30 protein-coding genes are annotated in these 26,031 nt (G+C 62.8%); 15 read left to right on the top strand and 15 right to left on the bottom strand.

What is annotated here, in order from left to right; all coding sequences use genetic code 11:
- Window positions 1-94: 94 nt before the first annotated feature.
- The 7 genes from AB3N21_RS15695 to AB3N21_RS15665 all read left to right on the top strand — a co-directional run bounded on the left by AB3N21_RS15695 (window position 95) and on the right by AB3N21_RS15665 (window position 6,572).
- On the top strand, window positions 95-1,180 hold the full coding sequence (locus AB3N21_RS15695) for a cupin domain-containing protein (RefSeq protein WP_367936092.1): 1,086 nt from the start codon (window positions 95-97) through the stop codon (window positions 1,178-1,180).
- Window positions 1,181-1,401: 221 nt separating this feature from the next.
- Window positions 1,402-1,818, top strand: coding sequence for a cytidine deaminase (locus AB3N21_RS15690; RefSeq protein ID WP_367936091.1), 417 nt, complete (start codon window positions 1,402-1,404; stop codon window positions 1,816-1,818).
- A gap of 4 nt (window positions 1,819-1,822) precedes the next feature.
- The gene (locus AB3N21_RS15685) at window positions 1,823-3,130 is read left to right on the top strand and encodes a thymidine phosphorylase (protein WP_367936090.1); all 1,308 of its coding nucleotides are present in this window, start codon (window positions 1,823-1,825) and stop codon (window positions 3,128-3,130) included.
- Window positions 3,127-4,338, top strand: a complete 1,212-nt coding sequence (locus tag AB3N21_RS15680; RefSeq protein WP_367936089.1) for a phosphopentomutase — start codon at window positions 3,127-3,129, stop codon at window positions 4,336-4,338. The genes AB3N21_RS15685 and AB3N21_RS15680 overlap by 4 nt, the downstream gene beginning before the upstream one ends.
- Entirely contained in the window at window positions 4,335-5,336 is a 1,002-nt protein-coding gene (locus tag AB3N21_RS15675; RefSeq protein WP_367936088.1) for an adenosine deaminase, read from the top strand. The genes AB3N21_RS15680 and AB3N21_RS15675 overlap by 4 nt, the downstream gene beginning before the upstream one ends.
- Window positions 5,333-5,965: a uracil phosphoribosyltransferase gene (gene upp, locus AB3N21_RS15670; RefSeq protein ID WP_367936087.1), complete on the top strand. Its 633-nt coding sequence runs from the start codon at window positions 5,333-5,335 to the stop codon at window positions 5,963-5,965. The genes AB3N21_RS15675 and upp overlap by 4 nt, the downstream gene beginning before the upstream one ends.
- A 79-nt stretch (window positions 5,966-6,044) precedes the next feature.
- Complete coding sequence (locus tag AB3N21_RS15665; RefSeq protein WP_367936086.1) at window positions 6,045-6,572, top strand: hypothetical protein; 528 nt, start codon at window positions 6,045-6,047, stop codon at window positions 6,570-6,572.
- A gap of 14 nt (window positions 6,573-6,586) precedes the next feature.
- Here the strand turns inward: AB3N21_RS15665 and AB3N21_RS15660 are convergent, their stop codons facing one another.
- Window positions 6,587-7,600, bottom strand: a complete 1,014-nt coding sequence (locus tag AB3N21_RS15660; protein WP_367936085.1) for a hypothetical protein — start codon at window positions 7,598-7,600, stop codon at window positions 6,587-6,589.
- Between the two features lie 261 nt (window positions 7,601-7,861).
- Between AB3N21_RS15660 and AB3N21_RS15655 the strand changes: the two genes are divergently transcribed.
- Both AB3N21_RS15655 and AB3N21_RS15650 read left to right on the top strand, forming a co-directional pair.
- Window positions 7,862-8,770, top strand: coding sequence for a DMT family transporter (locus AB3N21_RS15655; protein ID WP_367936084.1), 909 nt, complete (start codon window positions 7,862-7,864; stop codon window positions 8,768-8,770).
- A 38-nt stretch (window positions 8,771-8,808) separates the two neighbouring features.
- A complete protein-coding gene (locus AB3N21_RS15650; protein WP_367936083.1) occupies window positions 8,809-9,456 on the top strand; it encodes a sulfotransferase family 2 domain-containing protein in 648 nt (215 codons plus the stop codon).
- 70 nt (window positions 9,457-9,526) lie between these two features.
- Here the strand turns inward: AB3N21_RS15650 and AB3N21_RS15645 are convergent, their stop codons facing one another.
- From AB3N21_RS15645 to AB3N21_RS15605, 9 genes are all read right to left on the bottom strand, one after another.
- Window positions 9,527-11,728: a 3-hydroxyacyl-CoA dehydrogenase NAD-binding domain-containing protein gene (locus AB3N21_RS15645; RefSeq protein ID WP_367936082.1), complete on the bottom strand. Its 2,202-nt coding sequence runs from the start codon at window positions 11,726-11,728 to the stop codon at window positions 9,527-9,529.
- Window positions 11,725-12,210 (bottom strand): cupin domain-containing protein, encoded by a 486-nt coding sequence (locus AB3N21_RS15640; RefSeq protein ID WP_367936081.1) that lies wholly within the window; start codon window positions 12,208-12,210, stop codon window positions 11,725-11,727. Before AB3N21_RS15640 ends, AB3N21_RS15645 begins: the two co-directional genes overlap by 4 nt.
- Window positions 12,210-13,421: an acetyl-CoA C-acetyltransferase gene (locus tag AB3N21_RS15635; RefSeq protein WP_367936080.1), complete on the bottom strand. Its 1,212-nt coding sequence runs from the start codon at window positions 13,419-13,421 to the stop codon at window positions 12,210-12,212. Before AB3N21_RS15635 ends, AB3N21_RS15640 begins: the two co-directional genes overlap by 1 nt.
- On the bottom strand, window positions 13,421-13,642 hold the full coding sequence (locus AB3N21_RS15630; RefSeq protein WP_367936079.1) for a hypothetical protein: 222 nt from the start codon (window positions 13,640-13,642) through the stop codon (window positions 13,421-13,423). Before AB3N21_RS15630 ends, AB3N21_RS15635 begins: the two co-directional genes overlap by 1 nt.
- Before the next feature lie 12 nt (window positions 13,643-13,654).
- Entirely contained in the window at window positions 13,655-14,293 is a 639-nt protein-coding gene (locus tag AB3N21_RS15625) for a glutathione S-transferase family protein (protein ID WP_367936078.1), read from the bottom strand.
- Window positions 14,294-14,608: 315 nt separating this feature from the next.
- On the bottom strand, window positions 14,609-14,821 hold the full coding sequence (locus tag AB3N21_RS15620) for a hypothetical protein (protein WP_367936077.1): 213 nt from the start codon (window positions 14,819-14,821) through the stop codon (window positions 14,609-14,611).
- A 55-nt stretch (window positions 14,822-14,876) separates the two neighbouring features.
- Complete coding sequence (locus tag AB3N21_RS15615; RefSeq protein ID WP_367936076.1) at window positions 14,877-16,658, bottom strand: acyl-CoA dehydrogenase C-terminal domain-containing protein; 1,782 nt, start codon at window positions 16,656-16,658, stop codon at window positions 14,877-14,879.
- A gap of 50 nt (window positions 16,659-16,708) precedes the next feature.
- On the bottom strand, window positions 16,709-17,110 hold the full coding sequence (locus tag AB3N21_RS15610; RefSeq protein WP_171174728.1) for a MerR family DNA-binding transcriptional regulator: 402 nt from the start codon (window positions 17,108-17,110) through the stop codon (window positions 16,709-16,711).
- Between the two features lie 359 nt (window positions 17,111-17,469).
- Window positions 17,470-17,838, bottom strand: a complete 369-nt coding sequence (locus AB3N21_RS15605; RefSeq protein ID WP_367936075.1) for a MerR family DNA-binding transcriptional regulator — start codon at window positions 17,836-17,838, stop codon at window positions 17,470-17,472.
- 116 nt (window positions 17,839-17,954) lie between these two features.
- On the opposite strand from AB3N21_RS15605, the gene AB3N21_RS15600 reads away from it, so the two are divergent.
- From AB3N21_RS15600 to AB3N21_RS15590, 3 genes are read left to right on the top strand one after another with little or no spacing between them, the layout of a single operon-like run.
- The gene (locus AB3N21_RS15600) at window positions 17,955-18,374 is read left to right on the top strand and encodes a PaaI family thioesterase (protein ID WP_367936074.1); all 420 of its coding nucleotides are present in this window, start codon (window positions 17,955-17,957) and stop codon (window positions 18,372-18,374) included.
- Complete coding sequence (locus tag AB3N21_RS15595; RefSeq protein WP_367936073.1) at window positions 18,374-18,892, top strand: PaaI family thioesterase; 519 nt, start codon at window positions 18,374-18,376, stop codon at window positions 18,890-18,892. The genes AB3N21_RS15600 and AB3N21_RS15595 overlap by 1 nt, the downstream gene beginning before the upstream one ends.
- Window positions 18,893-18,898: 6 nt before the next feature.
- Window positions 18,899-20,215, top strand: a complete 1,317-nt coding sequence (locus AB3N21_RS15590; RefSeq protein ID WP_367936072.1) for an MATE family efflux transporter — start codon at window positions 18,899-18,901, stop codon at window positions 20,213-20,215.
- On the opposite strand, the gene arsC is transcribed toward AB3N21_RS15590, so the two are convergent.
- From arsC to AB3N21_RS15570, 4 genes are read right to left on the bottom strand one after another with little or no spacing between them, the layout of a single operon-like run.
- Window positions 20,212-20,553 (bottom strand): arsenate reductase (glutaredoxin), encoded by a 342-nt coding sequence (gene arsC, locus AB3N21_RS15585; RefSeq protein WP_367936071.1) that lies wholly within the window; start codon window positions 20,551-20,553, stop codon window positions 20,212-20,214. The genes AB3N21_RS15590 and arsC overlap by 4 nt on opposite strands.
- Complete coding sequence (locus AB3N21_RS15580; protein ID WP_367936070.1) at window positions 20,550-21,608, bottom strand: quinone-dependent dihydroorotate dehydrogenase; 1,059 nt, start codon at window positions 21,606-21,608, stop codon at window positions 20,550-20,552. The genes arsC and AB3N21_RS15580 overlap by 4 nt, the downstream gene beginning before the upstream one ends.
- A complete protein-coding gene (locus tag AB3N21_RS15575; protein ID WP_367936069.1) occupies window positions 21,605-22,036 on the bottom strand; it encodes a DUF1330 domain-containing protein in 432 nt (143 codons plus the stop codon). The genes AB3N21_RS15580 and AB3N21_RS15575 overlap by 4 nt, the downstream gene beginning before the upstream one ends.
- A complete protein-coding gene (locus AB3N21_RS15570; RefSeq protein ID WP_367936068.1) occupies window positions 22,033-22,371 on the bottom strand; it encodes a DUF952 domain-containing protein in 339 nt (112 codons plus the stop codon). The genes AB3N21_RS15575 and AB3N21_RS15570 overlap by 4 nt, the downstream gene beginning before the upstream one ends.
- A 131-nt stretch (window positions 22,372-22,502) precedes the next feature.
- Between AB3N21_RS15570 and AB3N21_RS15565 the strand changes: the two genes are divergently transcribed.
- The 3 genes from AB3N21_RS15565 (at window position 22,503) to AB3N21_RS15555 (ending at window position 25,528) form a co-directional block, all read left to right on the top strand.
- The gene (locus AB3N21_RS15565; protein ID WP_367936067.1) at window positions 22,503-24,080 is read left to right on the top strand and encodes a bifunctional UDP-sugar hydrolase/5'-nucleotidase; all 1,578 of its coding nucleotides are present in this window, start codon (window positions 22,503-22,505) and stop codon (window positions 24,078-24,080) included.
- A 127-nt stretch (window positions 24,081-24,207) separates the two neighbouring features.
- Entirely contained in the window at window positions 24,208-24,813 is a 606-nt protein-coding gene (locus AB3N21_RS15560) for a glutathione S-transferase family protein (RefSeq protein ID WP_367936066.1), read from the top strand.
- A gap of 40 nt (window positions 24,814-24,853) precedes the next feature.
- Entirely contained in the window at window positions 24,854-25,528 is a 675-nt protein-coding gene (locus AB3N21_RS15555) for an SOS response-associated peptidase (protein WP_367936065.1), read from the top strand.
- Between the two features lie 14 nt (window positions 25,529-25,542).
- Here AB3N21_RS15555 and AB3N21_RS15550 read toward each other — a convergent pair whose 3' ends face one another.
- Window positions 25,543-26,004, bottom strand: coding sequence for a MarR family winged helix-turn-helix transcriptional regulator (locus tag AB3N21_RS15550; protein WP_367936064.1), 462 nt, complete (start codon window positions 26,002-26,004; stop codon window positions 25,543-25,545).
- Between the last annotated feature and the right edge of the window lie 27 nt (window positions 26,005-26,031).

The following is a 26,031-nucleotide window of genomic DNA, read 5'->3' as shown; positions in this document are numbered from 1 at the left end:
CCGGGGAAACAGGGGTTTTGGAGAATCTGTACCGCAGGCGGCTTCTTGCAAAACTGTCAGGCCCCGGTCACTGTCCGGGCCAGAGGAGACGAAGATGACCGACACCATTGCGGAAATACGCCTGCCGACCAGCGAGTTGCGCGACGATATCCCGTTTTTTACCAAGACGCTGAAGATGCGGATGGACATGATCTGTCCCGCCGACGACCCGCGCACGGCGGTGTTTTCCGGTCACGGGCTGCGGTTGCGGGTGGAAAAGGACGCGCCCGAGCCGCCGGGCACGATCCGCATCCTGACCGAGGATCCGGACGGGTTTGCAGATGGCCAGCGTTCGATGGTGGCGCCGAACGGCACCCGCATCGAGATCGAAGAGCGCAACCCGCCCATGGTAATGCCCGAGACGGTGCATTCCTTCGTCGTGCGCCGCCTCAAGGATCAGGCGCCATGGATCATCGGACGGGCCGGAATGCATTACCGCGATCTGGTGCCCTCGCGCCTTGGCGGGTCGATCATTGCCAGTCATATCCGCATTCCGGACGGCGGCCCGGTGCCGGATATGGTGCATTTCCACAAGGTGGGCTTTCAACTCATCTTCTGTATCTACGGCTGGGTAGACGTGGTCTACGAAGATCAGGGCGAAAGGATGCGCCTGACCGCGGGCGATTGCTTCATCCAGCCACCCGAGATCCGCCACCGAGTGCTCGAGGCAAGCGACAACGTACAGGTGATCGAGATCGGTGTGCCGGCCGAACACGTGACGGAGATTGATCATGAGATGACCCTGCCCACACCGCATTACCGCCCCGACCGCGAATGGCAGGGGCAGCGGTTCGTTTACAACAAGGCGGAAGGGGCCGAATGGATACCCTTCCGCCTGCCGGGCTATGTCTGCCGAGACACCACGATTGCCGAGAACACCAAGGGCGTCGCAGGCGTGCAGGTCGTGCGCCGGGGCGAGGGCGATCCGGTCTGGGCGAGTCATGACACCGATATCCACTTCACCTTCGTCATGAACGGCGAGGTGACGCTGGAGGGCGAAGACCGCGATTCCTACCGGTTGGAACAGGGCGATGCCTTTGTCATCCCGCCGGGGATGGAGACGCGGCTTGCCGATCCGTCGGACGATGTGGAATTGCTCGAGGTCACGTTGCCCGGCGTGTTCAACACCACCTTGGCTTGACGACGCGATCCGACTGTGACGGGGCAGGGATGCGAGGCTCTGCCTCGCGCTCCGGGATATTTGTGAACAGAAGAAGCAGGGCGCGCGTGCCATCCTTCTTCTGTTTGAAAATATCCCGGGGGAGTCGCGCAGAACGCGCGGCGGGGGCAGCGCCTCCTTTTCCTCTGGTGCAGACTTCACCTCGCGCCGGTCTTTCCTTTAGGGTATGCCATTCTGACCAGATGATCAAAAATCGGGGAATCGCCATGAGCCTGAAAGACGCCGCCCTTGCAGTTCGCGAAAACGCCCACGCGCCTTATTCCAACTTCAAGGTTGGGGCCGCGATCCGGTCAGCTTCGGGCGCGGTCCATGCAGGGTGCAACGTCGAGAACGCAGCTTATCCCGAAGGTACCTGTGCCGAGGCGGGCGCCATAGCGGCCATGGTTGCTGAGGGAGAGACAGAGCTGACCGAGGTCTACGTGGTGGCAAGTGGCGCGCATCCGGTGCCGCCCTGTGGCGGGTGCCGCCAGAAACTGGCCGAGTTCGGCAAGGCGGAGGTTGTTGTCACCATGGCCACCGTGGATGGCACCGAGATGCATACGACCATCGGCGATCTGCTGCCGGGGGCCTTTGGTGCTGCGCATATGGAGGAGCACTGAGCGCATGGATGCCCGTTCGATCATTGGCAGGCTGCGCCGCCGGGAAGTGCCTTCAAGCGAGGAACTGCACTGGTTCGCCCAAGGCCTTGCCGATGGCGGCGTGAGCGACGCGCAGGCCGGGGCCTTTGCAATGGCGGTTTGCATGGGCGGGTTGGACGCCGAGGCCCGCGCCGCGCTGACGCTGGCGATGCGCGACAGCGGCGATGTGCTGAGCTGGGATCTGGACGGCCCCGTGATCGACAAGCATTCGACCGGTGGCGTTGGCGATTGCGTGTCGCTGGTGCTGGCGCCCGCGCTGGCGGAATGCGGGGCTTATGTGCCGATGATCTCGGGGCGGGGGTTGGGCCATACGGGCGGCACGCTTGACAAGATGGAGGCGATTCCCGGCGTCACCACGCAGGTGGGGCAGGAGCGGCTGGCACAGATTGTGGGCGACGTGGGTGCGGCCATCGTGGGCGCCACGGCCACCATCGCGCCTGCCGACAAGCGACTTTATGCGATCCGGGACGTGACGGCGACGGTGGAAAGCCTCGATCTGATCACCGCCTCGATCCTGTCCAAGAAACTGGCTGCCAGCCCGGATGCGCTGGTGTTGGACGTCAAGGTCGGCAGCGGCGCCTTCATGAAAACCCCGGACGAGGCGCGGGCGCTCGCAAGCGCCCTGGCCGGGACCGCGAATGCCGCCGGGTGCCGGACCTCGGCCGTGATCACCGACATGAACCAGCCGCTTGCGCCGTCGCTGGGCAATGCGTTGGAAGTGGCCGAGGTGATGTGGGCGTTGACGTGCGGACAGGGCAGCCCTTTGGCCGAACTGTCAGCGGAACTGGGCGGCGTACTGCTGGTTGATGCCGGACTGGCAGATGATGCCGACGATGGCGCTGCCCGGATCGCCGAGATCATCCGCAATGGCCGTGCCGCCGAGCGGTTTGGTCGCATGATCGCATCCGTGGGCGGGCCTGTGAAGTTCGTCGAGAACTGGGCACGGTTTCTGCCCGAAGCGACTGTAGTTCAGGAAGTGCAGGCGCGCGAGGCCGGATATGTCACGTCTATCGACGGCGAGGCACTGGGCCTTGCGGTTGTGGCGCTGGGTGGCGGGCGTCAGGTTGAAAGCGATGTGATCGATCCGGGTGTCGGCCTGTCAGGCATGGTTCGGCTGGGCGACAGGGTCGGCAAGGGAGAACCGCTCGCCGTGATCCACGCCGCCCGCGAGGATGCGGCGCGGCAGGCTGAGGCTGCCGTGCGCGCGGCGATCACTCTGGCGGACAAGCCTACGGACCTGCCGCAATTGATACATGAAAGGATTGCCGCATGACCCGGGCCTTTCTGGTGGTGATGGACTCGGTGGGTATCGGCGGTGCGCCAGATGCGGACCGGTTCTTTAACGGGAAAACTCCCGATACAGGGGCCAACACGCTGGCCCATATCGCGCAGGCCTGCGTTGTGGGTCATGCTGAGGAGGGGCGCTCGGGCCCATTGCACCTGCCCAATCTGGCGGCGCTGGGACTGGGGGCGGCGGTGCGGCTGGCCTCGGGCGACGATGCGCCGGGGCTTGGGGCACCGGCCACCGGTCTTTGGGGCTGCGCGCGCGAGCACAGCCCGGGCAAGGACACGCCCTCGGGCCATTGGGAACTGGCGGGGCTGCCGGTGCCGTGGGACTGGCACTATTTCCCGGATACGGTGCCCGCTTTCCCCGGCAACCTCAGCCGCGCCGTGGCCGAGGCTGCCGGGACGGACGGTATCCTTGGCGACTGCCATGCCTCGGGAACGGTGATCATCGACTGCCACGGGGCGGAGCATATGCGCACCGGCAAGCCGATCTGCTACACCTCTGCCGACAGCGTGTTCCAGATCGCCGCGCATGAGGAGACGTTCGGCCTCGACCGCCTGCTGGATCTGTGCCGTGCAATCGCCCCGCGCCTGCACGAGATGAAGGTGGGTCGCGTTATCGCGCGCCCCTTCGTGGGCAGCCCCGATCAGGGCTTTACCCGCACCACCAACCGTAAGGATTTCGCCATCACTCCGCCCGCGCCGGTGCTGACCAACTGGGCGCAGGATGCTGGACGCCGGGTGCATGCGGTCGGCAAGATCGGCGACATCTTCTCGATGCAGGGGATCGACACGTTGTGCAAGGGTTCGGATGCCGAGCTGATGGGGCATCTGTCGGCGCTGGTGGACGACGCCGAAGAGGGCAGCCTGACCTTTGCCAATTTCGTCGAGTTCGACAGCCTCTATGGCCACCGCCGCGATATCAGCGGCTATGCCCGTGCGCTGGAATGGTTCGATGTCGAGATCGGCAAGGTCCTGCAAAAACTACGCCCCGGCGACCTGATGCTGCTGACCGCCGATCACGGCAATGACCCGAGTTGGACCGGCACCGACCACACGCGCGAGCAGGTGCCGGTTCTGATCGCCGGGCGCGGTGCGGGTGAAATCGGCGCCGTGAACTTCGCCGATGTTGCCGCCAGCATCGCCCAACATCTTGATATCCCGGCACAGGGACCGGGGAGGAGTTTTCTTTGACCTCCGCTGACTCCACAGTCGCCCACCTGCCAAAGGTTGAACTGCACCTGCATCACGAAGGCGCGGCCCCTCCGGCCTTTATCCGCCAGTTGGCGCATGAGAAACGCATCGACCTGAGCGGGATCTTCACGCCTGACGGCTCTTACGATTTCCGAGATTTTGCGCATTTCCTCAGTGTCTATGAGGCCGCCAGCCAGGTGCTGACCGGACCTGAAGAGTTCCGGCGCCTGACCTGGGCGATCCTCGAAGAAAGCGCCGCCAACGGTGTGGTCTATTCGGAAACCTTCCTCAGCCCCGATTTCTGCGGTGGCGGAGACGTGGCGGCCTGGCGCGACTATCGGGCCGCGATTCAGGATGCCGCCGACGAGGCCGAGGCCAAGCTGGGCATCACCCTGCGCGGCGTTGTCACCTGCGTGCGCCATTTCGGCCCGGAACAGGCTAAGGCCTCGGCCCGCTGCGCTGCTGAGACCGCTGGGAACTGGATCACCGGCTTCGGCATGGGCGGAAACGAAGGCATGCACCGTCAGGGCGATTTCGCCTGGGCCTTCGACTGCGCTCGCGAGGCTGGGCTGCAACTGACCACCCATGCGGGCGAGTTCGGCGGGCCCGAGAGCGTGCGTGATGCGGTGCGCGACCTGAAAGTCGAGCGGATCGGTCACGGTGTCCGCGCCATCGAGGACCCCGATCTTGTGCATGAACTGGCCGACCGGGGCATCACGCTTGAGGTCTGCCCGGGTTCGAACGTGGTTCTGGGTCTCTATCCCGATTTCAACGCCCACCCGATCGCCCGGCTGCGCGAGGCGGGCGTCAAAGTCACGGTCTCGACTGACGATCCGCCGTTTTTCCACACCACCATGCGGCGGGAATATGAGATGCTGAACAGGGCCTTCGGTTGGGGGCCCGAGGATTTCGCCGTGCTCAACGCCACCGCGCTTGAGGCGGCCTTTTGCGATGAAGATACCCGCGCGCGGGTCGAGAAAAGACTGGAGATAACATGAGCGAACACCTGACCATCGTCGATCACCCGCTGGTGCAGCACAAGCTGACGCTCATGCGGGACAAGGGCACGTCGACCGCCGTGTTCCGGCAGTTGCTGCGCGAGATCACCCAGTTGCTCGCCTATGAGATCACCCGCGAGATGCCGCTGACCACCCGCCACATCGAAACACCGATGGAAGAGATGGACGCGCCAATCCTGGCCGGCAAGAAACTGGCGTTGGTGTCGATCCTGCGCGCCGGAAACGGGATGCTGGACGGAGTGTTGGAACTTGTACCATCTGCCCGCGTTGGGTTTGTCGGATTGTACCGCGATGAAGAGACGTTGAAACCCGTGCAATACTACTTCAAGGCACCTGAGGGACTGAAGGACCGGCTGGTGATCGCGGTGGATCCGATGCTGGCCACCGGCAACAGCTCGGCTGCCGCCATCGACCTGCTCAAAGAGGCAGGCGCCACCGATATCCGGTTCCTCTGCCTGCTGGCCGCGCCCGAAGGCGTTGCGCGCATGAAAGAGGCGCATCCCGACGTGCCCATCGTCACTGCGTCGCTGGACCGAGAGTTGAACTCCAAGGGCTACATCATGCCCGGGCTGGGCGATGCCGGGGACCGGATGTTCGGAACAAAATAGAGCGAATTCACCGGACTGGCCGCTTTACTCATGTGCCGTCCTGGGGCAACGTTGAGGTTCCATTTTCGGGAGGGCGGCCATGAAAGTGATACGTTTGTTTGCAGCCGGGCTTATGGCGGCGCTGGTCGGTGCGGGCGGGCTGATGGCCGATACTCCGCTTACGTCGGATGGAACACCCCTGTCGCTCGACACTCGCGTGGTGCCGCGCCATGTCTACGAGCAGCGTAAGCGGGTGGGCCAGCCGGTTATCCCACGCGGTTACCGCAGCGTCTGGACCGATGGCCGCCTGAACCAGCACCGCGCCGAACACACGCTGCGCCCTGCGGTGGCGCCGCAGGGCTTTGTCGCCCCGCGCGGCTATCGGGCGGTGCGGCGCGCGGATGACAGGCTCAACCCGCGCCGGGGGCTGCGTTCGGCCTATGGCGATGCGCAGACCGAAATTGTTTGGCAGAGCACCACGCCGCGCAAACTGAATCCAGCGTCCTCGGGTGGCAGAATCGCAACCGTGCAGCGTGTGGGGCCGACCTATCTAGGCCAGCAGCGGCAGGGGACCAGCATCGACGTCTTCTCCGGCAATGTCTCGGGGGTTACCGGATATAACCGGTAGACAGCAGCCCGGCATTATCCGCCGCAGATATTCTGCAGCCGGACCCAATCGCGATCCGGCAGGACAGGTTCCAGCGTGCGGCCCGCCATTGGGTCGGCTTCGATCAGCCCCAGAACAGTTTCTCCGGTGATGTCACGGGCATAGGCGTAGGGCGTCGACGGGATCGCGGCCTGCCCGAAGAGCCCCAGCAGCACCTCATCAGAAACCTGCGGGCGTGGTTCGGTCAGCACCTGCTCGGTGTAGAGATCAAGGATATCCGGCGTCAGTTCTCCGGTCGTGAGCAACCGGAACGAGGCCTGCGGCCCCGCCCGGCCCAGCAGGTCTGCCAACGGGTCCACTGCCGCGGCCCGGGTCCGCTCGGCCAGAACATACCCGGCGGCGACGGCGGGGTCCTCGTGATCCTCGATCAGCGCGCGGTTCAGCAACACGATGCCGCCGGGCAGGATCAGGCTGTCGGCCACACTGGCGGGCAGAACCACCAGACGCCGCACGCCGGTACGCTGTGCGAGGCGGCCCAGCACCGCCTGCGCCTCGTCCGTGCTGCAGGCCCTCCCCGCGACCCGTTCGATCCGGTGCAGCACCATGCGACCGATGTCCTGACGTTTGATCGCGGGCACGACCGACACCGTGTGGCGCTGCAGCGCGCCCGGCAGCCAAAAGACCAGTGCGGCGATCACCACGGCCAGAACCCCCGCCACGCTCAGCCAGCGCAGCCGCCCAGGATGCGGGCGGGCCCGTTCGATGGCGCGTTGCAGGCGGTCGATCGCCTCGATCATGGTCTGTTCGGTGTCCGCGAGCTCCAGCGTTTCGCCCGGGTCGCCATCGGGACTGTAGATCGCCGGTGTCTCACCCGGGTTCTGCCGTTCCAGCGCCGCCAGCGACCAGTGGGTCAGCGCCCGGTCGTTGAAATCCGAGATCGTCAGGGTCGCCTCGCCGATCGAGATGACCACCTCGCGCCGCTGATCCTCGGGCGAGGCCCGCCACAGACCGGTGGCTTCGATCCGTTCGTATTCTTTCAGAGCCGTCATGGGATTGGGTTGTGCTCGTCCTCTTTTGGCCAAGCTTAGAGCGTTTTGCGTTTGATTTGAATCGAAATACGCGGCCAGTCCCTTCGGTCGATCGCGCATTTCGATGAAAACGCCTCAGGTAAAACGCAAGACGCTGTAACATGGCTCACGCGCGGCAAGTGGGTCGCACGGCTTCGGGGTGGGCAAATGCGGGGTCGCAAACTGGCATGCGGTGTCGCGGATCGCTCAGAGCCGGGGCAGGGCGGCTGATAGGGGAAGGGGATGCAGGCCTCCAGTTCCACATCCCCGGTCTCTGCCTCGATCCTGATGGTGGCGGCGATGGCAATCCTGGGGGTGATCGACAATGTCGTCGTCCTTCTGGCCGAGACCATCGGGCTGTGGCAGTTCCAACTCACCCGCACGTTGATGATGCTACCGCTGATCGGGGCCATGTCCCTGATCGGGTTGGGAGGTCTGAGGCCGCAGCGGTTGGGCGCGGTCATTCTGCGCAGCGCGTTGGTGGCAACCGCCCTGATGTTCTATTTCAGCGCGCTGGCGCTCATGCCCATCGCTCAAGCCTTGGCGGGGCTCTTTACCTCACCGATGTTCGTGCTGCTGATCTCGTCGCTTGGCATGGGGCAGAGGATCGGCATCTGGCGCATTCTGGCGGTTGTTGTGGGCTTTGTCGGCATTCTCTGCGTATTGCAACCGGATCCGCAGGATTTTGACTTCAACGTGCTGCTGCCGGTGGCGGGCGGGTTTTTCTACGCGCTGGGCGCCGTCACCACGCGGCACATGTGCGCGGGCGAAAGCACCGTGGTGCTGCTGGGCGCGCTGGTGATTGCGCTGGGACTGGCCGGATCAGCAGGGCTGATCGGGCTGGCGGCATTTCCGGTCGAGGCAGTTAACGGCCCCGCAGGCTTTGTCACCCGGGGTTGGGTCTGGCCAATGTCCGAGGCGATCCCCTGGGTGGTGGTGCAGGCTGTCGGCTCGTCGCTGGCGGTGTTCATGCTGATCAAGGCCTATCAACTGGGTGAGCCATCCTATGTATCCGTCTTCGAGTATTCGGTGATGATCTTCGGCCCGCTCTTCGCTTGGGCGGCGCTGGGGCAGCCGGTGGGGATGATGCAGGTCGTCGGTATCGCATTAATCGCGATGGCGGGCAGCGTGATTGCACTTCGCTCTGGCTAGGGGTTCAGCTTGCCCCCAAACGCAGCTAGCGTGGCGGCATGATCATCTCGACCGGCCGTTCCTATGTCTTTGTCCATATCCCCAAGACGGGCGGCACGTCTCTCGCGTTGGCGCTTGAGGCACGGGCGATGAAGGACGATATCCTGCTGGGCGACACGCCCAAGGCCAAACGGCGGCGCAAGCGGGTGAAGGATGCCCCAAGTCGGGGGCGCTTGTGGAAACATTCGACGCTGAGCGATATCGACGGGCTGATCACGCCAGACGTGCTACGCGGGTTGTTTGCCTTTACCCTCGTGCGCAACCCGTGGGACCGGGTCGTCAGCTACTACCATTGGCTGCGCGAGCAGCGGTTCGACCACATTGCGGTAACCCACGCCAAACGGCTCGAGTTCGAACCCTTTGTGATGCATCCGGACATTCTGACCTCGTTGCGCGCCAGCCCCGCGCGGTCCTACATGCAAAGAGCGGACGGGGTCGAACAATGCGCGGCCTATATCCGGATCGAACATTTTGCCGAAGATGCAGTGCCTCTATTCGCGCATCTGGGGTTTTCGGTCGAGATGCCCCATCTGAACAGGTCCGAGCGTGAAGCGGATTACCGGCGCTACTATTCGGATCGCGGGATGGAGGCGGTGGCGCAGGCCTGTGCCGAAGACATTAATAAATTCGTCTATCGCTTTGAATAATATGTAACTTTGTTTGTCTGGGTAAGAGCAATCGGCGCGCCCTTAGGACGCGCCGACGGTCAGTTCAATCTCAGGCCGCCTTGGCTTCGGGGTTGAAGCGGCCATAGAAGCTCTGGCCCTTCTCCGCCATCTCGCGCAGCAGCGGCGGGCAGGTAAACCGTTCACCATATTTCTCGGCCAGTTGATCGCAGCGCTCGGCAGCGTAAGGCGTGCCGATGATATCCAGCCAGCTCAGCGGGCCGCCCGACCACGGGGCAAAGCCCCAAGCGAGAATGGCGCCCACATCGCCTTCGCGGATGTCTTCCAGCACGCCTTCCTCCAGCGCGCGCACCGCCTCCAGAACCTGCGCGAACATCAGACGTTCCTGCACCTCGATCAGGTCGGGCTGATCCTCGGCATGCGGATATTTCTCCTGCAGGCCTTTCCAGTATTCGACGCGCTTGCCCTTGTCGTCATAGTCGAAGAAGCCGGCATTGGCCTTGCGGCCCAGACGGCCCTGTTCCTCCATCCAGAAGATCAGATCGTCAGCGGCACTTTCAGGATAGGCATCGCCCATCGCCGCCTTGGTCGCCCGTGCGATCTTGGCGCCGAGATCAATCGAAGTCTCATCGGTCAGTTGGATCGGTCCGACAGGGAAGCCCAGCTGACGTGCCGCGTTGTCGATCAGCACCGGCGAGACGCCCTCGGTGATCATCCGCGCGCCTTCGTTGACGTAGGGAATGATGCAGCGGTTGCAGTAGAAGAAGCGTGCATCGTTGACCACGATGGGCGTCTTGCGGATCTGGCGCACATAGTCCAGCGCCTTGGCAACTGCGCGGGGACCGGTTTCCTCGCCCTTGATGATCTCGACCAGGAACATCTTTTCGACGGGCGAGAAGAAGTGGATGCCGATGAACTGCTCGGGCCGTTGCGACGCCTTGGCCAGACCGGTGATCGGCAGGGTGGAGGTGTTGGAGGCAAAGATGCAGTCCTCGGGGATGATCGCCTCGACCTTCTGGGTCATGTCGGCCTTGACGGCGGGGTCCTCGAACACCGCTTCGATGATCAGGTCGCAGCCTTTGAGCTGTTCCAGATCCAGCGTCGCGGTGATCCGGCCCAGCATCGCCTCTTTCTTCTCGGCCGTGACCTTGCCGCGTTTGATCCCCTTGTCGAGATAGGCCTCGGTATAGGCTTTGCCCTTGTCGGCGGCTTCCTGGTCGCGGTCGATCAGGATCACCTCCATCCCGGCCTGTGCGCTAACCAGCGCGATACCGGCGCCCATCATGCCCGCACCCAGAACGCCGATCTTCTTGACCGACTGATCCGGCACGCCCGCCGGACGCACGGCGCCCTTCTCCAGCGCCTCCTTGTTCAGGAACAGCGAGCGGATCATGGCACCCGAGGACGGGTTCATCAGCACGGAGGTGAACCAGCGCGCCTCGATCTTCAGTGCGGTGTCGAAATCGACCAGGGCCCCTTCGTAAACCGCGCTCAGCAGAGCCTTGGCTGCCGGGAAGGCGCCTTGGGTCTTGCCGTTCACCATCGCCGAGGCACCGACGAAGTTCATGAAGCCCGCTGGGTGGTAAGGCGCGCCGCCGGGCATCTTGTAGCCCTTGGCATCCCACGGCTTGACCAGATCGGTGTCCTTGGCATTCAGCACCCATTCTTTCGCCGCAGCCACCGGATCGGCGGCAATCTCGTCGATGTAACCGGCACCCTTGGCCTTTTTCACGTCCAGCATCTTGCCTTCGAGCAGCAGGGGCGCGGCGGCAATCGCGCCCACCTTGCGGACCATCCGCGTGGTGCCCCCGGCGCCGGGGAAGATGCCGACCATGATCTCGGGCAGGCCGTATTTCGCTTTGGGGTTCTCGGCGGCAAAGATGCGGTGTGTTGAGAGAGGCAGTTCCATGCCAATGCCTGCGGCGGTGCCGGGCAGGGCGGCCGCGATCGGCTTGCCGCCCTTCTTGGTCTTGGGATCCATGCCCGCCAGCTCGATCTTGCGCAGCAGGGCGTGCATCTGCATCGTGCCTTCGAACAGGCCTTTGGCCGGGTCATCGCCCGCCTGCTCCTTCATCACGGCCAGTAGGTTCAGGTCCATGCCGCCGGCGAACGAGCCGTCCTTGCCCGAAGTGATGACCACCCCCTTGATCTCATCGTCGGCCAGCGCCTGATCGATGCAATCGTTGAGTTGCTGAAGCCCCTCAAAGGACATCACGTTCATTGTTTTCCCGGGCACATCCCAGGTGATGATGCCAACGCCATCGGCGTCTTTGGTCAGAGTAAACTCGGTCATCCGTCGTCTCCAATCTGTTCAGCCGTCAAGGGGCTGCCGTCTTTGCGGGTGAAGGAAAAGCCATCGGCATCGAACTTCACCATCATGTCTATGTCGCTGTAATAGCCGGTCTCGGTCGGGGTCCGTGTGCCCACCACCAGGAAGGTCGCGGGCGCATCGGTTTTGTTCACAAGGTGATGGCCATTAGCCTCACCTGCCGGGAAAGCGGCGCAATCGCCGGGCAGCATCTCATGCTCGCCGTCATCGTCGATCAGGGTGCACATGCCGCTGAGGACAATGGCAAACTCGTCCTGCTCCATATGGTAATGACGCAGCGCGGACATGCCCTGCGGTTCAAGCCGCACGATGTTGACCCCGTACTGGGTCAGCCCGCCCGCATCCCCGACACGCTGGACAAAGCGGCCATCGCCTGCCTTGGCCAGCTTGCCGGGATAACCCGAGCCGCCCTGAAACGGGATCTGAGAGAGATCCAGCTTGGGCATCAGACCCGCTCGATAATCGTGGCCGCACCCATTCCGGACGCAATGCAGAGAGTGGCGAGGCCAGTTTCCTTGTCCTGGCGCTCCAGTTCATCCAGCAGCGTGCCGATGATCATCGCGCCGGTCGCGCCCAGCGGGTGACCCATCGCGATCGAGCCGCCGTTGACGTTGACCAGTTCCGGGTCGACGTCGAATGCCTGCTGGAACCGCAGCACGACCGAGGCGAAGGCTTCGTTCACCTCGAACAGGTCCAGATCGCTGATCTTCATGCCATTGTCGGCCAGGATCTTCTCGGTCACCGGAACCGGGCCGGTCAGCATGATGGTCGGGTCTGTACCGATCTTGGCAGTCGCCTTGATGCGGGCGCGCGGTTTCAGGCCGTATTTCTCACCGAATTCCTTGTTGCCGATCAGAACCGCAGCGGCGCCATCCACGATGCCCGAGCTGTTGCCGGCGTGGTGGATGTGGTTCACGCGCTCAAGATGCGGGTATTTCAGCATTGCCACCTTGTCGAAGCCGGGCATCTGCTCGCCCATCATCTGGAAGGACGGGTTCAGCGCGCCAAGGCTCTGCATGTCGGTGCCGGGGCGCATGTATTCATCGCGGTCCAGAATGGTCAGGCCGTTCTGGTCTTTGACGGTGATGACCGACTTTTCGAACCGGTTGCCTGCCCATGCTTCTGCGGCGCGTTTCTGCGATTCTACTGCCAGCGCGTCTGCGTCATCACGGGAGAAACCATACTCGGTTGCGATGATGTCGGCCGAGATACCTTGCGGTACAAAGTAAGTGTCCATCGCCAATGAGGGGTCAACAGCAATCGCTGCGCCGTCGCTGCCCATGGCCACGCGGCCCATCATTTCGACGCCGCCGGCGATATAGGCTTCGCCCGCGCCGCCCTTGACCTGGTTTGCCGCCAGGTTCACGGCTTCCATGCCGGATGCGCAGAAGCGGTTGATTGCCAGACCGGGAATTGACTCGTCCAGATCCGAGGCCAGAACCGCCGAGCGTGCCAGGCAGCCACCCTGTTCCATCACCTGCGTGACGTTGCCCCAGATCACGTCCTCGACGGCGTGACCTTCCAGATTGTTGCGCTCTTTCATCGCGTTCAGGGTCTGGGCCGACAGGCGCACCGAGGTTACCTCGTGCAGGCTGCCATCCTTCCGGCCCTTACCGCGCGGGGTGCGCAAGGCGTCATAGATATAGGCTTCGGTCATTAGTCTTGTCCTTTCTTCAGGAAGGCGTTCAGCATCGATGCCAGCCGTCTGGCTTCGTCTTGCGTGAGTTTGGCGTAAGCGTCTGAGTCGCCACCGTGGCATTTGATCATGATTGGGGTATCTCTGTGATCCGTTTCAAAGACCGTCAGTCCGGGCTTGATGCGAACTTCGTCCAAGATGTCTGTTCTGAACATCATGAACTTATCAAACCAAGTTGCCATTGTCGGTTTTCCTCAAGCGCGATCCGACGGGTTGCCGGGCATCAGGTCATAGGGGTGTTTCCAGCCGGGCTGCTCGGACAGGCGGGTCAGCCAGGCGTCGATATGGGGCCAGTCGGCGCGGTCAAAGCCGAACGGTTCGGGGTAATAGAGGTAACCGCAGCAGCTGAGATCGGCGTTGGTCACGCCATCGCCGACGATCCAGTCGCGACCCTCAAGATGGGCATTCAGAACCTGGTAAGCCGCCTTCAGACGACCCTGGTTGAAGGCGATCACGTCTGGATTACGGTGCTCCTCGGGAAGGAAATTGATCAGGAACCGGGTCATTCCGGCCATCGAGCTGAGCTTGTGGTTGTCCCACAACACCCAGCGGAAAATGTCATAGTTCTCCTCGCGGCTCTTTCCGCCGAACTTGCCGGATTTCTCGGTCACATAGGCCTGAATGGCCCCGGATTGCGTGGTGCGGAAGTCGCCGTCGATCATGACCGGGGCTTCGCCCATCTCATTGACTTCAGCGCGGTATTCCGGCGTGCGGGTCTGGCCATTGAAGAAATCGACAAAGACCGGCTCCCAATCCAGCCCGGACAGTTCCAGCGCCAGCGCCGCCTTGTAGCAATTCCCGCTTTCTCCAAAACAATGAAGTTTGATGGTCATGCGATCACCCCTCCCAAGGCGCGTGTGGTTAGGTTGGAATTTCCGTATTTGAAACGAGAAGAAGAATGGAGGTTTCCCCTTTTTCGTAACGGGTTATTAACGTTACCAGTCTTTTCTTGTGCATGCGGTACAGGCTGCCGAGCCGATGGCCGTACGAGGAGAAGCCCCGCTGTCCCGGCTGAGCACCACCTAGTGAGATCAGATCCCGGATGGCGGTGTGGACGCGCGCCCGTGCTTTCTTCTCGTTCCAAATACGGCCGCCGGAGGCGGATAGAACAGTCGCCGCAGGCGCAACGTATCTTGACGCCCCATCGCTCACCTCTTGCGCGCCTCAAGCTCGGAATTGAACAGGCGCAGCCGGTGGGTCAGATTCTCCTCGTCGATGACGCTGTTGAAGTTCTCGAACAGAAAGGACAGCGCCTCGCCTTCGTCCAGACCGGCCTCGCGCGCAAACCCCTTGAGCTTGCGATACCCGTCCTCGGTCATGGCGACGGGAAAGCGGCGGGTCAGGCGAAAGCGTTTCGGCATATAGTGTCCTCCGGTGAACGGGTTCCGGGCAAAGGTGCCCGGAACCAAATTGAGTTCAGAAGTTTGCCGCGTCCAGTGCCATTACCGTGTCCGCGCCGGTTTGAATGCGAGCCAGATGCATACCCGTGGCGGGCAGTTGGCGCGCCATGTAGTAGCGGCCGGTATTGATCTTGGTCTCGTAGAACTCCTTGTCCGACGCATCGGCGTCCAGCGCGCCTTGTGCGGCCTTGGCCATCCGGGCCCACATCAGGCCCAGGCAGACATGGCCGAACATGTGCATGAAGTCATACGATCCCGACAGTGCATTGTTGGGATTCTTCATGCCTTCCTGCATGAAATACATCCCTGCCGCCTGCAGATCCTTCGACGCCGCCTTGAGCGGTTCGAGGAAGGCCTTGTCATAGGCCTCGTCCTGACCGCTGTTTTCCTTGCAGAAGGACTTGACCATTTCGAAGAACGCCATGACGTGCTTGCCACCATCCTGCGCCAGTTTGCGTCCCACCAGATCCAGCGCTTGCACGCCGTTGGCACCTTCGTAGATCATCGCGATGCGGGCGTCGCGGGTGTATTGCGACATGCCCCATTCCTCGATGTAGCCATGGCCGCCATAGACCTGCTGCGCCTGTACCGTCATGTCATAGCCCTGATCGGTCAGGAAGCCCTTGATGACCGGGGTCAGCAGCGAGATCAGCCCGTCAGCATCCTTGTCACCCGAGCGGTGTGCCTGGTCGATCATCGTGGCACCCCACAGGATGAACGCGCGCGCGCCTTCGGTGAAGCTTTTCTGGTCCATCAGGTTGCGGCGGATGTCCGGGTGCACGATCAGCGGATCGGCGGGGCCATCTGGGTTCTTGGGTCCGGTCACGTCGCGGCCCTGCAGGCGATCCTTGGCGTATTCCAGCGCGTTCTGATAGGCGGCTTCGGCCTGGCTGAGGCCTTGCATGCCGACGCCCAGGCGCGCTTCGTTCATCATGGTGAACATGGCGCGCATGCCCTTGTGCTCTTCCCCGATCAGGTAGCCGGTTGCGCCGTCATAGTTCATCACACAGGTCGAGTTGCCGTGGATGCCCATCTTTTCCTCGATCTTGCCGACCGATACACCGTTGCGTTCACCCAGCGAGCCGTCCTCTTTGACCAGGAATTTGGGCACGATGAACAGCGACACACCCTTGATCCCCTCGGGACCGCCCACGATCTTGCCCAGCACCAGATGAATGATGTTATCGGCCATGTCGTGATCGCCGGACGAGATAAAGATCTTCTGCCCGGTGATCTTGTAGGACCCATCCGCCTGCGGTTCGGCCTTGGTGCGCATCAGGCCCAGATCGGTGCCACAATGGGGTTCGGTCAGGTTCATGGTGCCGGTCCATTCACAGCTGACCATCTTGGGCAGATAAGTGTTCTTCTGCTCGTCGGTGCCATGCGCGAGGATCGCCGAGGCCGCGCCGTGGGTCAGGCCCTGATACATCACGAAGGCCTGGTTTGCGGCGGAGAACATCTCGCCCACGGCAGTACCCAGAACATACGGCATGTTCTGCCCGCCATATTCCTCGGGCATGTCCAGCCCTGTCCAGCCGCCTTCCTTCATCTGCTCGAACGCGTCCTTGAACCCTGTGGGCGTGTAGACGATGCCATTCTCCAGCCGGCAGCCTTCGGTGTCGCCCACCACGTTGAGCGGGTGCAGCACATTGGTCGCGACCTTTCCGGCCTCTTCCAGCACCGCGCCGGTGAACTCGGACTCCAACTCGTCATATCCGGGAATGCCGGCTTCCGAGATTTTCAGAACATCATGCAGGATGAACTGAGCATCCTTGGTCGGGGCGTTGTAGACGGGCATTGGGGTCTCCCTGATTATTCAAATGTCCGTGGGGGCAGGCGCCGGATGGATCACTCGGCCGCCTTCTTGTCTTCTTTCATCGAGTCGATGACCCGCTCGCCCCACCGAAGCTGCTCGCGCAGGTCCTCGATGGCCTGAGTCAGCTCGTCGCGGCGCGATTCCATGTCGGCCAAACGCTCGCACGCGATCTCGTAGGTGCGAGTAAGCTGGGTCAGTTGCTGGTCGCCTGCATGGTACAGGTCCAGAAGCTGGCGGATTTCCTCAAGGCTGAAGCCAAAGCGCTTGCCGCGCAGAATCAGCTTCAACCGCGCCCGGTCGCGCTTGGTAAAAAGCCGCTTTTGACCTTCGCGGATCGGAAACAGCAGTTCCTTGGACTCGTAAAAGCGCAGGGTGCGCGGAGTCACGTCATATGTTTCGCACATCTCGCGAATGGTCATCAAATCGTCGGTCATGTCTCAAACTCTCATCACTGGCGTCGTGGGCGTGAGGTGTTGGGTCACTGCCCGTTTTACAACACTTGATTGACGTTTACGTAACCCAGACGCTACGTCACAAAATGATTGACGTTAGATCAGGCCGCGTAAAGCCACTTTTTTGAAACAGTATTTTGACACGGCTGTCACCACAGAGGGCTTTGCCGGTCACAAAACCGCAATCGGCGTAAGATGCCGAACGAAAGTCGGCAAGGCGCTGGCAACCCAGCAGAAAAACACCCGATCACCCTGGGGGCACGAACGCTCGTCGCAGCGGGTTCAATGACCGGACGACCGCATTTCGGGGTTTTGATCCGATTTGTAGAGAGAGGGGGGGCTTATTTGATGCTGTTTGCAGTCTGGTCACGAAGGCGCTGGAGCTCGCCCATGGCTTCGTCCAGTTGCTCGCGCTGCTGCCGCAGCTCTTCCATTTGGCGATCCGCCATCTCGACGAAGGTCGCCATTTGCGCGGCGTTCCCTTCATCTTCGTAGATCAGCAGCCACTGACGGATTTCTTCCAGCGGAAATCCAAATTTGCGGCCGCGCATGATCAGCTTCATACGGGCACGTTCGCGGGCGCCGTAGTACCGTGACCGTCCATCCCGGTCCGGTTGCAGCAACTCGATATATTCGTAATAGCGCAGGGTGCGCGGTGTTACGTCGAATTCCGCGCACATCTCTTTGAATGACAAACGGCTGTCGGACATTCCTATTCTCCTTGCCCGCAACCTATGGTGTCGCGCGGCCAAGCGCAACAGCCGGGCTTGCCCTTTGCGCAGGCGGCGGCTCATAAAGGGGCGACCCAAGGACAGGACCCAAGCATATGGTCGACAAGATAAAACTGGCGCGCCAATTCATCGAGGCGATTCCCCATGCCAAGGCATTGGGGCTGGAGCTGACGCACATCGGCGCGGGTGAGGCGGAAATCTCGATGCCCTACAATACCGATCTGATCGGCGACCCGCGCACCGGTGTCATCCATGGCGGAGCTGTCTCGGCGATGCTGGACACCTGCTGCGGTGCTGCGGTGATGAGCCACCCGTCAGCGCCCGGAGGCACCGCCACCATCGACCTGCGCATCGACTACATGCGCGCGGCCACGCCGGGGCAGACCATCACCACCAAGGCGACCTGCTATCACATCACCCGCAACGTGGCCTTTGTCCGCGCTACCGCGATGGACGAAGACACCGACCGCCCGGTGGCAACAGCCGCAGGCGCCTTTACCGTGGAGGGCAAGTGATGCCGCGCCCCCGTCCCGAACCCATGCAGGTGGTCAAGCAGCGCCGCGATGCCGCGCTCAAGGCGCTGGTCGAAGGCGTGCCCTATATCCGCTTTCTCGACATCACTTTCGACCGGCGTGGCGATGAACTGACCGGCGTGTTGAATTTCGACGACAAGCTCATCGGAAACCCGTTCCTGCCGGCGATCCATGGGGGGGTGACGGCGGCCTTTCTTGAGGTCACGGCGATCATCACGCTGAGCTGGTCGCACCTGTTTCCGCAGATCGAAAGCGGCGAGGTGAACCCCGAGGATATCCTCAACGACGACCGGATGCGGTTTCCCAAGACCATCGATTTCACCGTCGATTACCTGCGCTCGGGCCTGCCGCGCGATGCTTATGCCCGCGCCTTCATCAGCCGGTCCGGGCGCCGTTACGCCTCGGTCCGGGTCGAGGCCTGGCAGGACAATCACGCCAAGCTGTTCGCGCAGGCCACCGGTCATTTCCTGATGCCGCAGCCTCGTGTGACCGAGAGCTGATCAGACATGTCCGACGCTTCGGCGCCCATTACCCACCGCAGGGTGCTGAAGATCGCGCTGCCGATTGTGCTGTCGAACGCCACCGTGCCGATTCTGGGGGCGGTGGATACCGGCGTCGTGGGCCAGATGGGGCAGGCGGCCCCCATCGGCGCCGTGGGCATCGGCGCGGTGATCCTGGCCACTGTCTACTGGATCTTCGGGTTCCTGCGCATGGGCACTACCGGGCTGGCCGCGCAGGCGCGCGGGGCCGGGGACATGGCGGAAACCGGAGCGCTGCTGATGCGGGGCCTGATCCTCGCCTTCCTCGCGGGCGGCGTTTTCATCGTCACGCAAGCGGCTTTGTTCTGGGGAGCTTTCGCCTTGGCTCCGGCCAGCGCCGAGGTCGAAAGCCTCGCCCGCGACTATCTGGAGATCCGCATTTGGGGCGCACCCGCCACCATCGCGCTTTATGCCGTCACCGGCTGGCTGATCGCGGTCGAGCGCACACGGGGCGTGTTCGTCCTGCAAATCTGGATGAACGGGCTCAACATCGTGCTGGATCTGTGGTTTGTGCTTGGGCTGGGCTGGGGTGTCGAGGGCGTGGCCACCGCCACTTTGATTGCCGAGTGGACGGGGCTGGCGCTGGGGCTGTGGCTCTGTCGCGATGCGTTTGCCGGGGAACAATGGCACGACTGGGCCCGCATTTTTGACCCCGCCCGCCTGCGCCGGATGCTGCAGGTGAATGCCGATATCATGGTGCGCTCGGTGCTGCTGACCTTGTCCTTCACCACCTTCCTGTTCATCGGCTCGGATCTGGGTGACGTGAACCTCGCCGCCAATCAGGTGCTGCTGCAGTTTCTGGAGATCACGGCCTTTGCGCTCGACGGGTTCGCCTTTTCGGCCGAGGCGCTGGTGGGTGGCGCCGTCGGCGCCAGGGACCGCCATCAGGTGCGCCGCGCGTCGGTCGTGGCCTCACAATGGGGCGTGGGTGGGGCGGTCCTGCTTGGCGCTATCTTCATGCTCGCCGGGCCCTTGCTTATCGACATCATGTCCACCTCGCCCGAAGTGCGTGTAGCCGGGCGCGAGTTCCTGTTCTGGGCCGCCATCGCGCCGGTTCTGGGCGTGGCCAGCTGGATGTTCGACGGCATCTATATCGGCGCCACCTGGACCCGCGACATGCGCTGGGCGATGATCCAGTCGGTCGCAGTTTACGTGCTGGCGCTGGTGGTGCTGGTGCCCGCATATGGCAATCACGGGCTTTGGGCGTCGCTGATGGTGCTCAACATCACACGCGGGCTGACGCTGGGCCTGCGCTACCCGCGCCTTGAGGCGCAGGTGGGTTAGAGCAGGTCCAGCAGCGCCTCGGTCGGTCGCCCGATCACGGCCTTGCCGTCGCTTAGGGCCAGCGGACGTTCGATTAGGATTGGGTGCTCGGCCATCGCGGCCAGCAGCACCTCGTCCGCATCCGATTTGCTCAGTTCCAACTCATTGAACAGCTTTTCGCCCGTCCGCATCATCTGGATCGCAGGGATGCCAGCCGCAGCTTGCGCCGCCCTCAGCTCCTCCAGCGATGGCGCGTCTTCAAGGTACTTGCGCACCGTCACCTCTGCCCCGCGCTCCTCCAGCAAGGCCAGACCCAAACGGGATTTGGAGCAGCGGGGGTTATGCCAATATTCGATCACAGCCAGTCCTCTCTTTTGCTGCCAACGGCCTGCGCGACGTTGTCGAACCCGTCGCGAGCCAGCAATTCATCCAGCCCGCGCGCGATCTCGCCCGCCAGTGACAGCCCGCCATAGACCATGGCCGTGTAGAATTGCACCGCCGAGGCGCCTGCGCAGATCTTGGTATAGGCCTGTTCCGCAGTGCTGATGCCGCCCACGCCGATCAGCGGGATCGCCCCCTGCGTCAACGCGCTGAGCCGGGCCAGAACGCGGGTGGATTTCTCAAAGAGAGGTGCACCGGACAGGCCACCGGCTTCGCCCATGTGCACGCTCGCCAAACCGTCACGCGACAGGGTGGTATTGGTGGCGATCACCGCATCTACGCCGGTTTCACGGGCGGCCGCGGCGATGTCCTCCAACTCGGCCTCGGTCAAATCCGGAGCGATCTTGAGGAAGACGGGCAGGGGGCGGGGCAGGGCGTCGCGGGTCTCGATCACGCCCGCCAGTAGCGCCGTCAGTGCCGCCTTGCCTTGCAAGTCTCGCAGTTTTTCGGTGTTGGGGGACGAGACATTGACGGTGGCGAAATCCAGATGCGCGGCGCAGTGGGCCAGCACCTTGGCGAAATCGCCGGGCCGGTCGTCACTGTCCTTGTTGGCGCCGAGGTTCAGGCCGATCACCGCGTCCTTTGGCCGGGCGGCCAGACGGGCGCCGATGGCCTCCATCCCCTCGTTGTTGAAGCCAAAGCGGTTGATTGCAGCCCTGTCCTCGGTCAGCCGGAACAGGCGCGGCTTCGGGTTGCCGGGCTGTGGGCGCGGGGTGGCGGCGCCGACCTCGATGAAGCCGAAGCCGGAACGGGACAGCGGCGCCAAAGCCTCGGCATTCTTGTCGAACCCGGCGGCAAGTCCCACCGGGTTGGGCAGGTCCAGCCCGGCCACACGCGTGCGCAAACGCGGCGAGGTCACCGGCCCGGGCGCCGGGGTCAGCCCCATCTTCAGCGCCCTGATCGACATCCCGTGCGCAGCTTCCGGGTCCATCCGGTGCAGGGCAGCAAGGCCCAGCTTCTCGATCATGTTCATCCGAATGTCCTTCCCCCTTCGGCGGGTGCACAGCGAATCAGGCGCGAAGTTTCGACGGCCGCTTGCCGGTGTATGACAGCTTGTTTGTAATCGGGATCTGTGACCATCTCGAGAAACGCATGCGTAGAAGGATAACGGGCGATGAACATCTCATCCCAGGCCTCATCCTCCGGCCCGATCAGCACCGTTTGAAACGCGCCGCGCCAGAGGATCGAGGCGCCCAGCCGCGCGATGATCGGCGCGGTCTCGGCGCCATAACGTTTGTAGGCCTCGGCCCCGCTCAGCCCGGCTCCTGCCAGAGCATGCTCCTTGGGATAGACGGCCAGATCGCGGAACTTCACCAGGTTCAGCATCTCGATAGGCTGGTCCCTGTCGAGCGATTTGAACGCCTCGAACTGGACGCGGTCCGGATCGACATGGCCGCTCATAACATCTCCGGCGGGAAGCGATGCGCCCCGTCTACCAGCGGCAGCGGCTTGGCCCAGACCACATCCGACATCCGGATGTTGCGGTAGAGATGCGGGAACAGGGCGCCGCCGCGCGACACCTCCCATCTCAGCGCCTCTCCCATCTCGTCGGCGTCACAAGCCAGCAAGGTCAGCCCTTCGGCCCCGGCGAAGTGCATGGCGGCGGTCTCGGCGGCCTGCTCGGCAGTCGAAAAATGCACGAACCCGTCGCTCACATCGATCGGCGCGCCCGGCGTTTCCCCTTGGGCCTGAAGGGCGGCCCATTCGTCCGCCCGGAAAATCTTGTAGATCAGCATGAGGGCGTGATGCCTTGGGGCCGGGGCGGAATCAAGCGCCAATTCCCGCTACGTCGCCGCAACTCACCCTTTGACTCCGCGCCGTCCCCGTCGCACCATCGCTGCAAAACGACAATAGGGAGTTTCTATCGATGTTGACCCGTTTTCTGACCACGGTGGCCACACTTGGCCTGACCGCCGGCATGGCCGCGGCCGATTACAAACTGACCATCCTGCACACCAACGATTTCCATTCGCGCTTTGAGCCCATCAGCAAGTATGACAGCGGCTGCGGCGCGGAGGACAATGCCGAGGGCAAATGCTTCGGTGGCTCGGCCCGTTTGGTGACTGCCATTGAAGAGGCACGTGGGCGAGCGGAAAACTCGATCCTGGTGGATGGCGGCGACCAGTTCCAGGGCTCGCTCTTCTACACCTATTACAAGGGCAAGGTTGCCGCCGAGATGATGAACAAGCTCGGCTATGACGGCATGACCGTGGGCAACCACGAGTTTGACGATGGGCCCGAAGTGCTGCGCGGTTTCATGGATGCAGTCGAATTCCCCGTGCTGATGTCCAACGCCGATGTCACCAAAGAGGAACTGCTGGCCGACACGCTGATGAAATCGGCGGTGATCGAAAAAGGCGGTGAAAAGATCGGCCTGATCGGTCTGACGCCTGAAGATACGCCGGATCTGGCGTCGCCCGGTCCCAATATCACTTTCAGCGACCCGGCAGCCGCTGTGCAGGCCGAAGTCGACAAGCTGACTGCCGAAGGTGTGAACAAGATCGTCGTGCTCAGTCATTCCGGCTATGGCGTCGATCAGCGCGTTGCCGCGGAGACCACTGGGGTCGACGTGATTGTCGGTGGGCACTCCAACACGTATCTCTCCAATACGTCCGACAAGGCCGTGGGCCCGTATCCGACCGTTGTCAACGGCGTCCAGATCGTTCAGGCCTATGCCTATGGCAAGTTCCTGGGTGAGCTGAACGTGACCTTCGACGATGACGGCAACGTGGTCGAGGCCGTCGGAGAACCGCTGGTCATGGACGGCACCGTGTCCGAGGATGAAGGCACCGTGGCCCGCATCAAGGAACTGGCCCAGCCGCTGGAAGAGATCCGCAACAAGGTGGTTGCCGATGCTGCCGCGCCGATCGAGGGCGACCGCGCCGTGTGCCGTGTGCAGGAATGCGAGATGGGCAATCTGGTGGCCGACGCCATGCTGGACCGGGTTGCCGATCAGGGCGTGACCATTGCCATTGCCAACTCGGGCGGTCTGCGCGCCTCGATCGACACCGGCGACGTGACCATGGGCGAGGTGCTGACCGTGTTGCCGTTCCAGAACACGCTCTCGACCTTCGAGATCAGCGGGCAAGGCGTCATCGACGCGCTGGAAAACGGCGTGAGCCAGGTGGAAGAGGTCAAGGGACGGTTCCCGCAGGTCTCGGGCCTGACCTTTACCTGGGATCCCGCGGTTGCCCCCAACGAGGGCCGCATTCAGGAGGTCATGGTGGCCAGCGAGGATGGCTTTGTGCCGATCGACCCGGCGCAGACCTATCTGGTGGTGACCAACAACTATGTCCGCAATGGCGGCGACGGCTACAAGATGTTCTCGGGCGACGACAAGAAAGCTTATGATTTCGGCCCCGATCTGGCGGATGTGACCGCCGAGTATCTGGCCGCGAACGCGCCGTATCAGCCTTATCTGGACGGGCGGATCAAGCAGAAATAAGGCTAGGTTTACGAACCTGCCCAAGGGGCCGCGCCATCCGGTGCGGCCCTTTTTCATTGCGAGGCGGGGATTGACTCGTAAGGTACATCCTTTTATTTAACTTAAATGTTAAAAAGAAGGATATCCAATGAAACTGCATGTCTTTCCCGCCTCACCCAACACCCGCAAAGTCCTGGTCGTGAATTCTCTGCTGGGCCTGGACCTGCCGGCCGAGATCGTCGACCTGCAAACCGGCGCGCAGCGCGCGCCCGAGTTTTTGGCGCTCAATCCCAATGGCAGGGTGCCGGTGCTGGAATATGATGACGGCTCCACGCTCTGGGAATCGAATGCGATCATCAACCGGCTTTGCGCCGAGGTGGACACCCCGCTCTGGCCGAAATCGAATGCGCGCTATGACATCATGCGCTGGCAGTTCTGGGAATCCTGCCACTGGACCCCGGCCTGCTCCAAGTTCATCTCGCGCTACATCTTCGGCAATGAGAGTGTCGATTTGGAAGAGGCCACCCAGACCTTCCACCAGTTCGCTGCCGTGCTGGATGGGCATCTGAAAGGCCGCGACTGGCTGTCAGGCGACGGGATGACCACCGCCGATATCTCGGTCGGCGCAATCCTGTGCTATCGCGAGCCCTGCCACTATCCGGTGGCAAATTACGCCAACATCCAGCGCTGGATCGCCGCGCTCGAGGCGCTCGATGCATGGCAGGCGGCGAATCCCGCGCCGCAAGCGGCCTGAGCTCTGGCGACGGGCGGGGCGGGCGGCTAAGCTCCGCCCCATGTGCGGACGTTTCACCATCACCCTGCCCAATGACGCCATGGGTCAGCATTTCGATGCGCGTGTGGCCAACACCGTGCCCTATGCGCCCAACTACAACATTTGCCCGACCAATCAGGTGCATGTGGTGAAATCGGGTGAGACCGGACGGCAGTTAGTGGCGATGCGCTGGGGCTTCCTGCCGCAGTGGTACAAGGCCGAAAACGGCGGCCCGCTGTTGATCAACGCCCGGTCCGAGACCATCGCAGACAAACCTGCCTTTCGCGAGGCCTGCCGCCAGCGCCGTTGCCTGCTGGTGGCAACCGGGTTCTACGAATGGACTAAAACGGCCGAGGGTGAACGCTTGCCGTGGTATATCCGGCGCCGCGACGGCGCGCCCATCGCCTTTGCCGGGGTGTGGCAGGATTGGGGGCAGGTCGAGAACCGGCAGAGCACCTGCGCCATCGTCACCACACCCGCGAACCGGACACTATCACAGATCCATCACCGCATGCCGTTGATTCTGGAGCCGAAGAATTGGGCGCTCTGGCTCGGCGAGCTGGGCAAGGGCGCTGCGCCTCTGATGCGGCCCGGGGCCGAGGATATCCTGCAATTCCACCGCGTTCCGGTGGCCGTTAACTCAAACCGGGCTAGCGGGCCGGAGCTGATCGAGCCATTACCGGTGCAGGCTGAGTAGCCACCGCTGGTGGTTCAGTTGCGATTCGGCGTCAGAGGCGCGCGGCTCAGGTCGTTCCCCGCCATGATGATCTTGTTCAGCAGCGCCAGAAACTGTTCTTGCTCAGCCTGATCCAGACCAATCAGCATATCCGGCTGAACCGCTTCGACGTGTGGCGTGGCTTGATCCAGCAGCGCTTCTCCCTGTGGGCTGAGGCGTAACGACCGGGCGCGGCGGTCGTTTTCGGACACAGTCCGCGTGACCAGACCGCGCGTTTCAAGCCTGTCGACAACCTTACCCAGCGTGGCCCGATCGTAACCAATCAGCCCCGCAACCGAGGCCTGATCGATGCCCGGATGCGTTCGGATCACGGTCAACGCAGAGAATTGAACCGGAGTCAGCCGGATCCCGGCACGCTCCATCCGGTCCAGGAACAACGCGACCGAGATTTGATTCAGCCGCCGGATCAGGTGACCCGGCATCAGGTGAAGGTCCATAGATACCATTCAGACAACCAATTATAC

Source organism: Ruegeria sp., from assembly GCF_040830605.1.
In the GTDB taxonomy this organism is placed as follows: Bacteria; Pseudomonadota; Alphaproteobacteria; order Rhodobacterales; family Rhodobacteraceae; genus Ruegeria.
The sequence above is the reverse complement of the archived record's forward strand: the minus strand, read 5'-3'. Positions and strand labels throughout refer to the sequence as shown.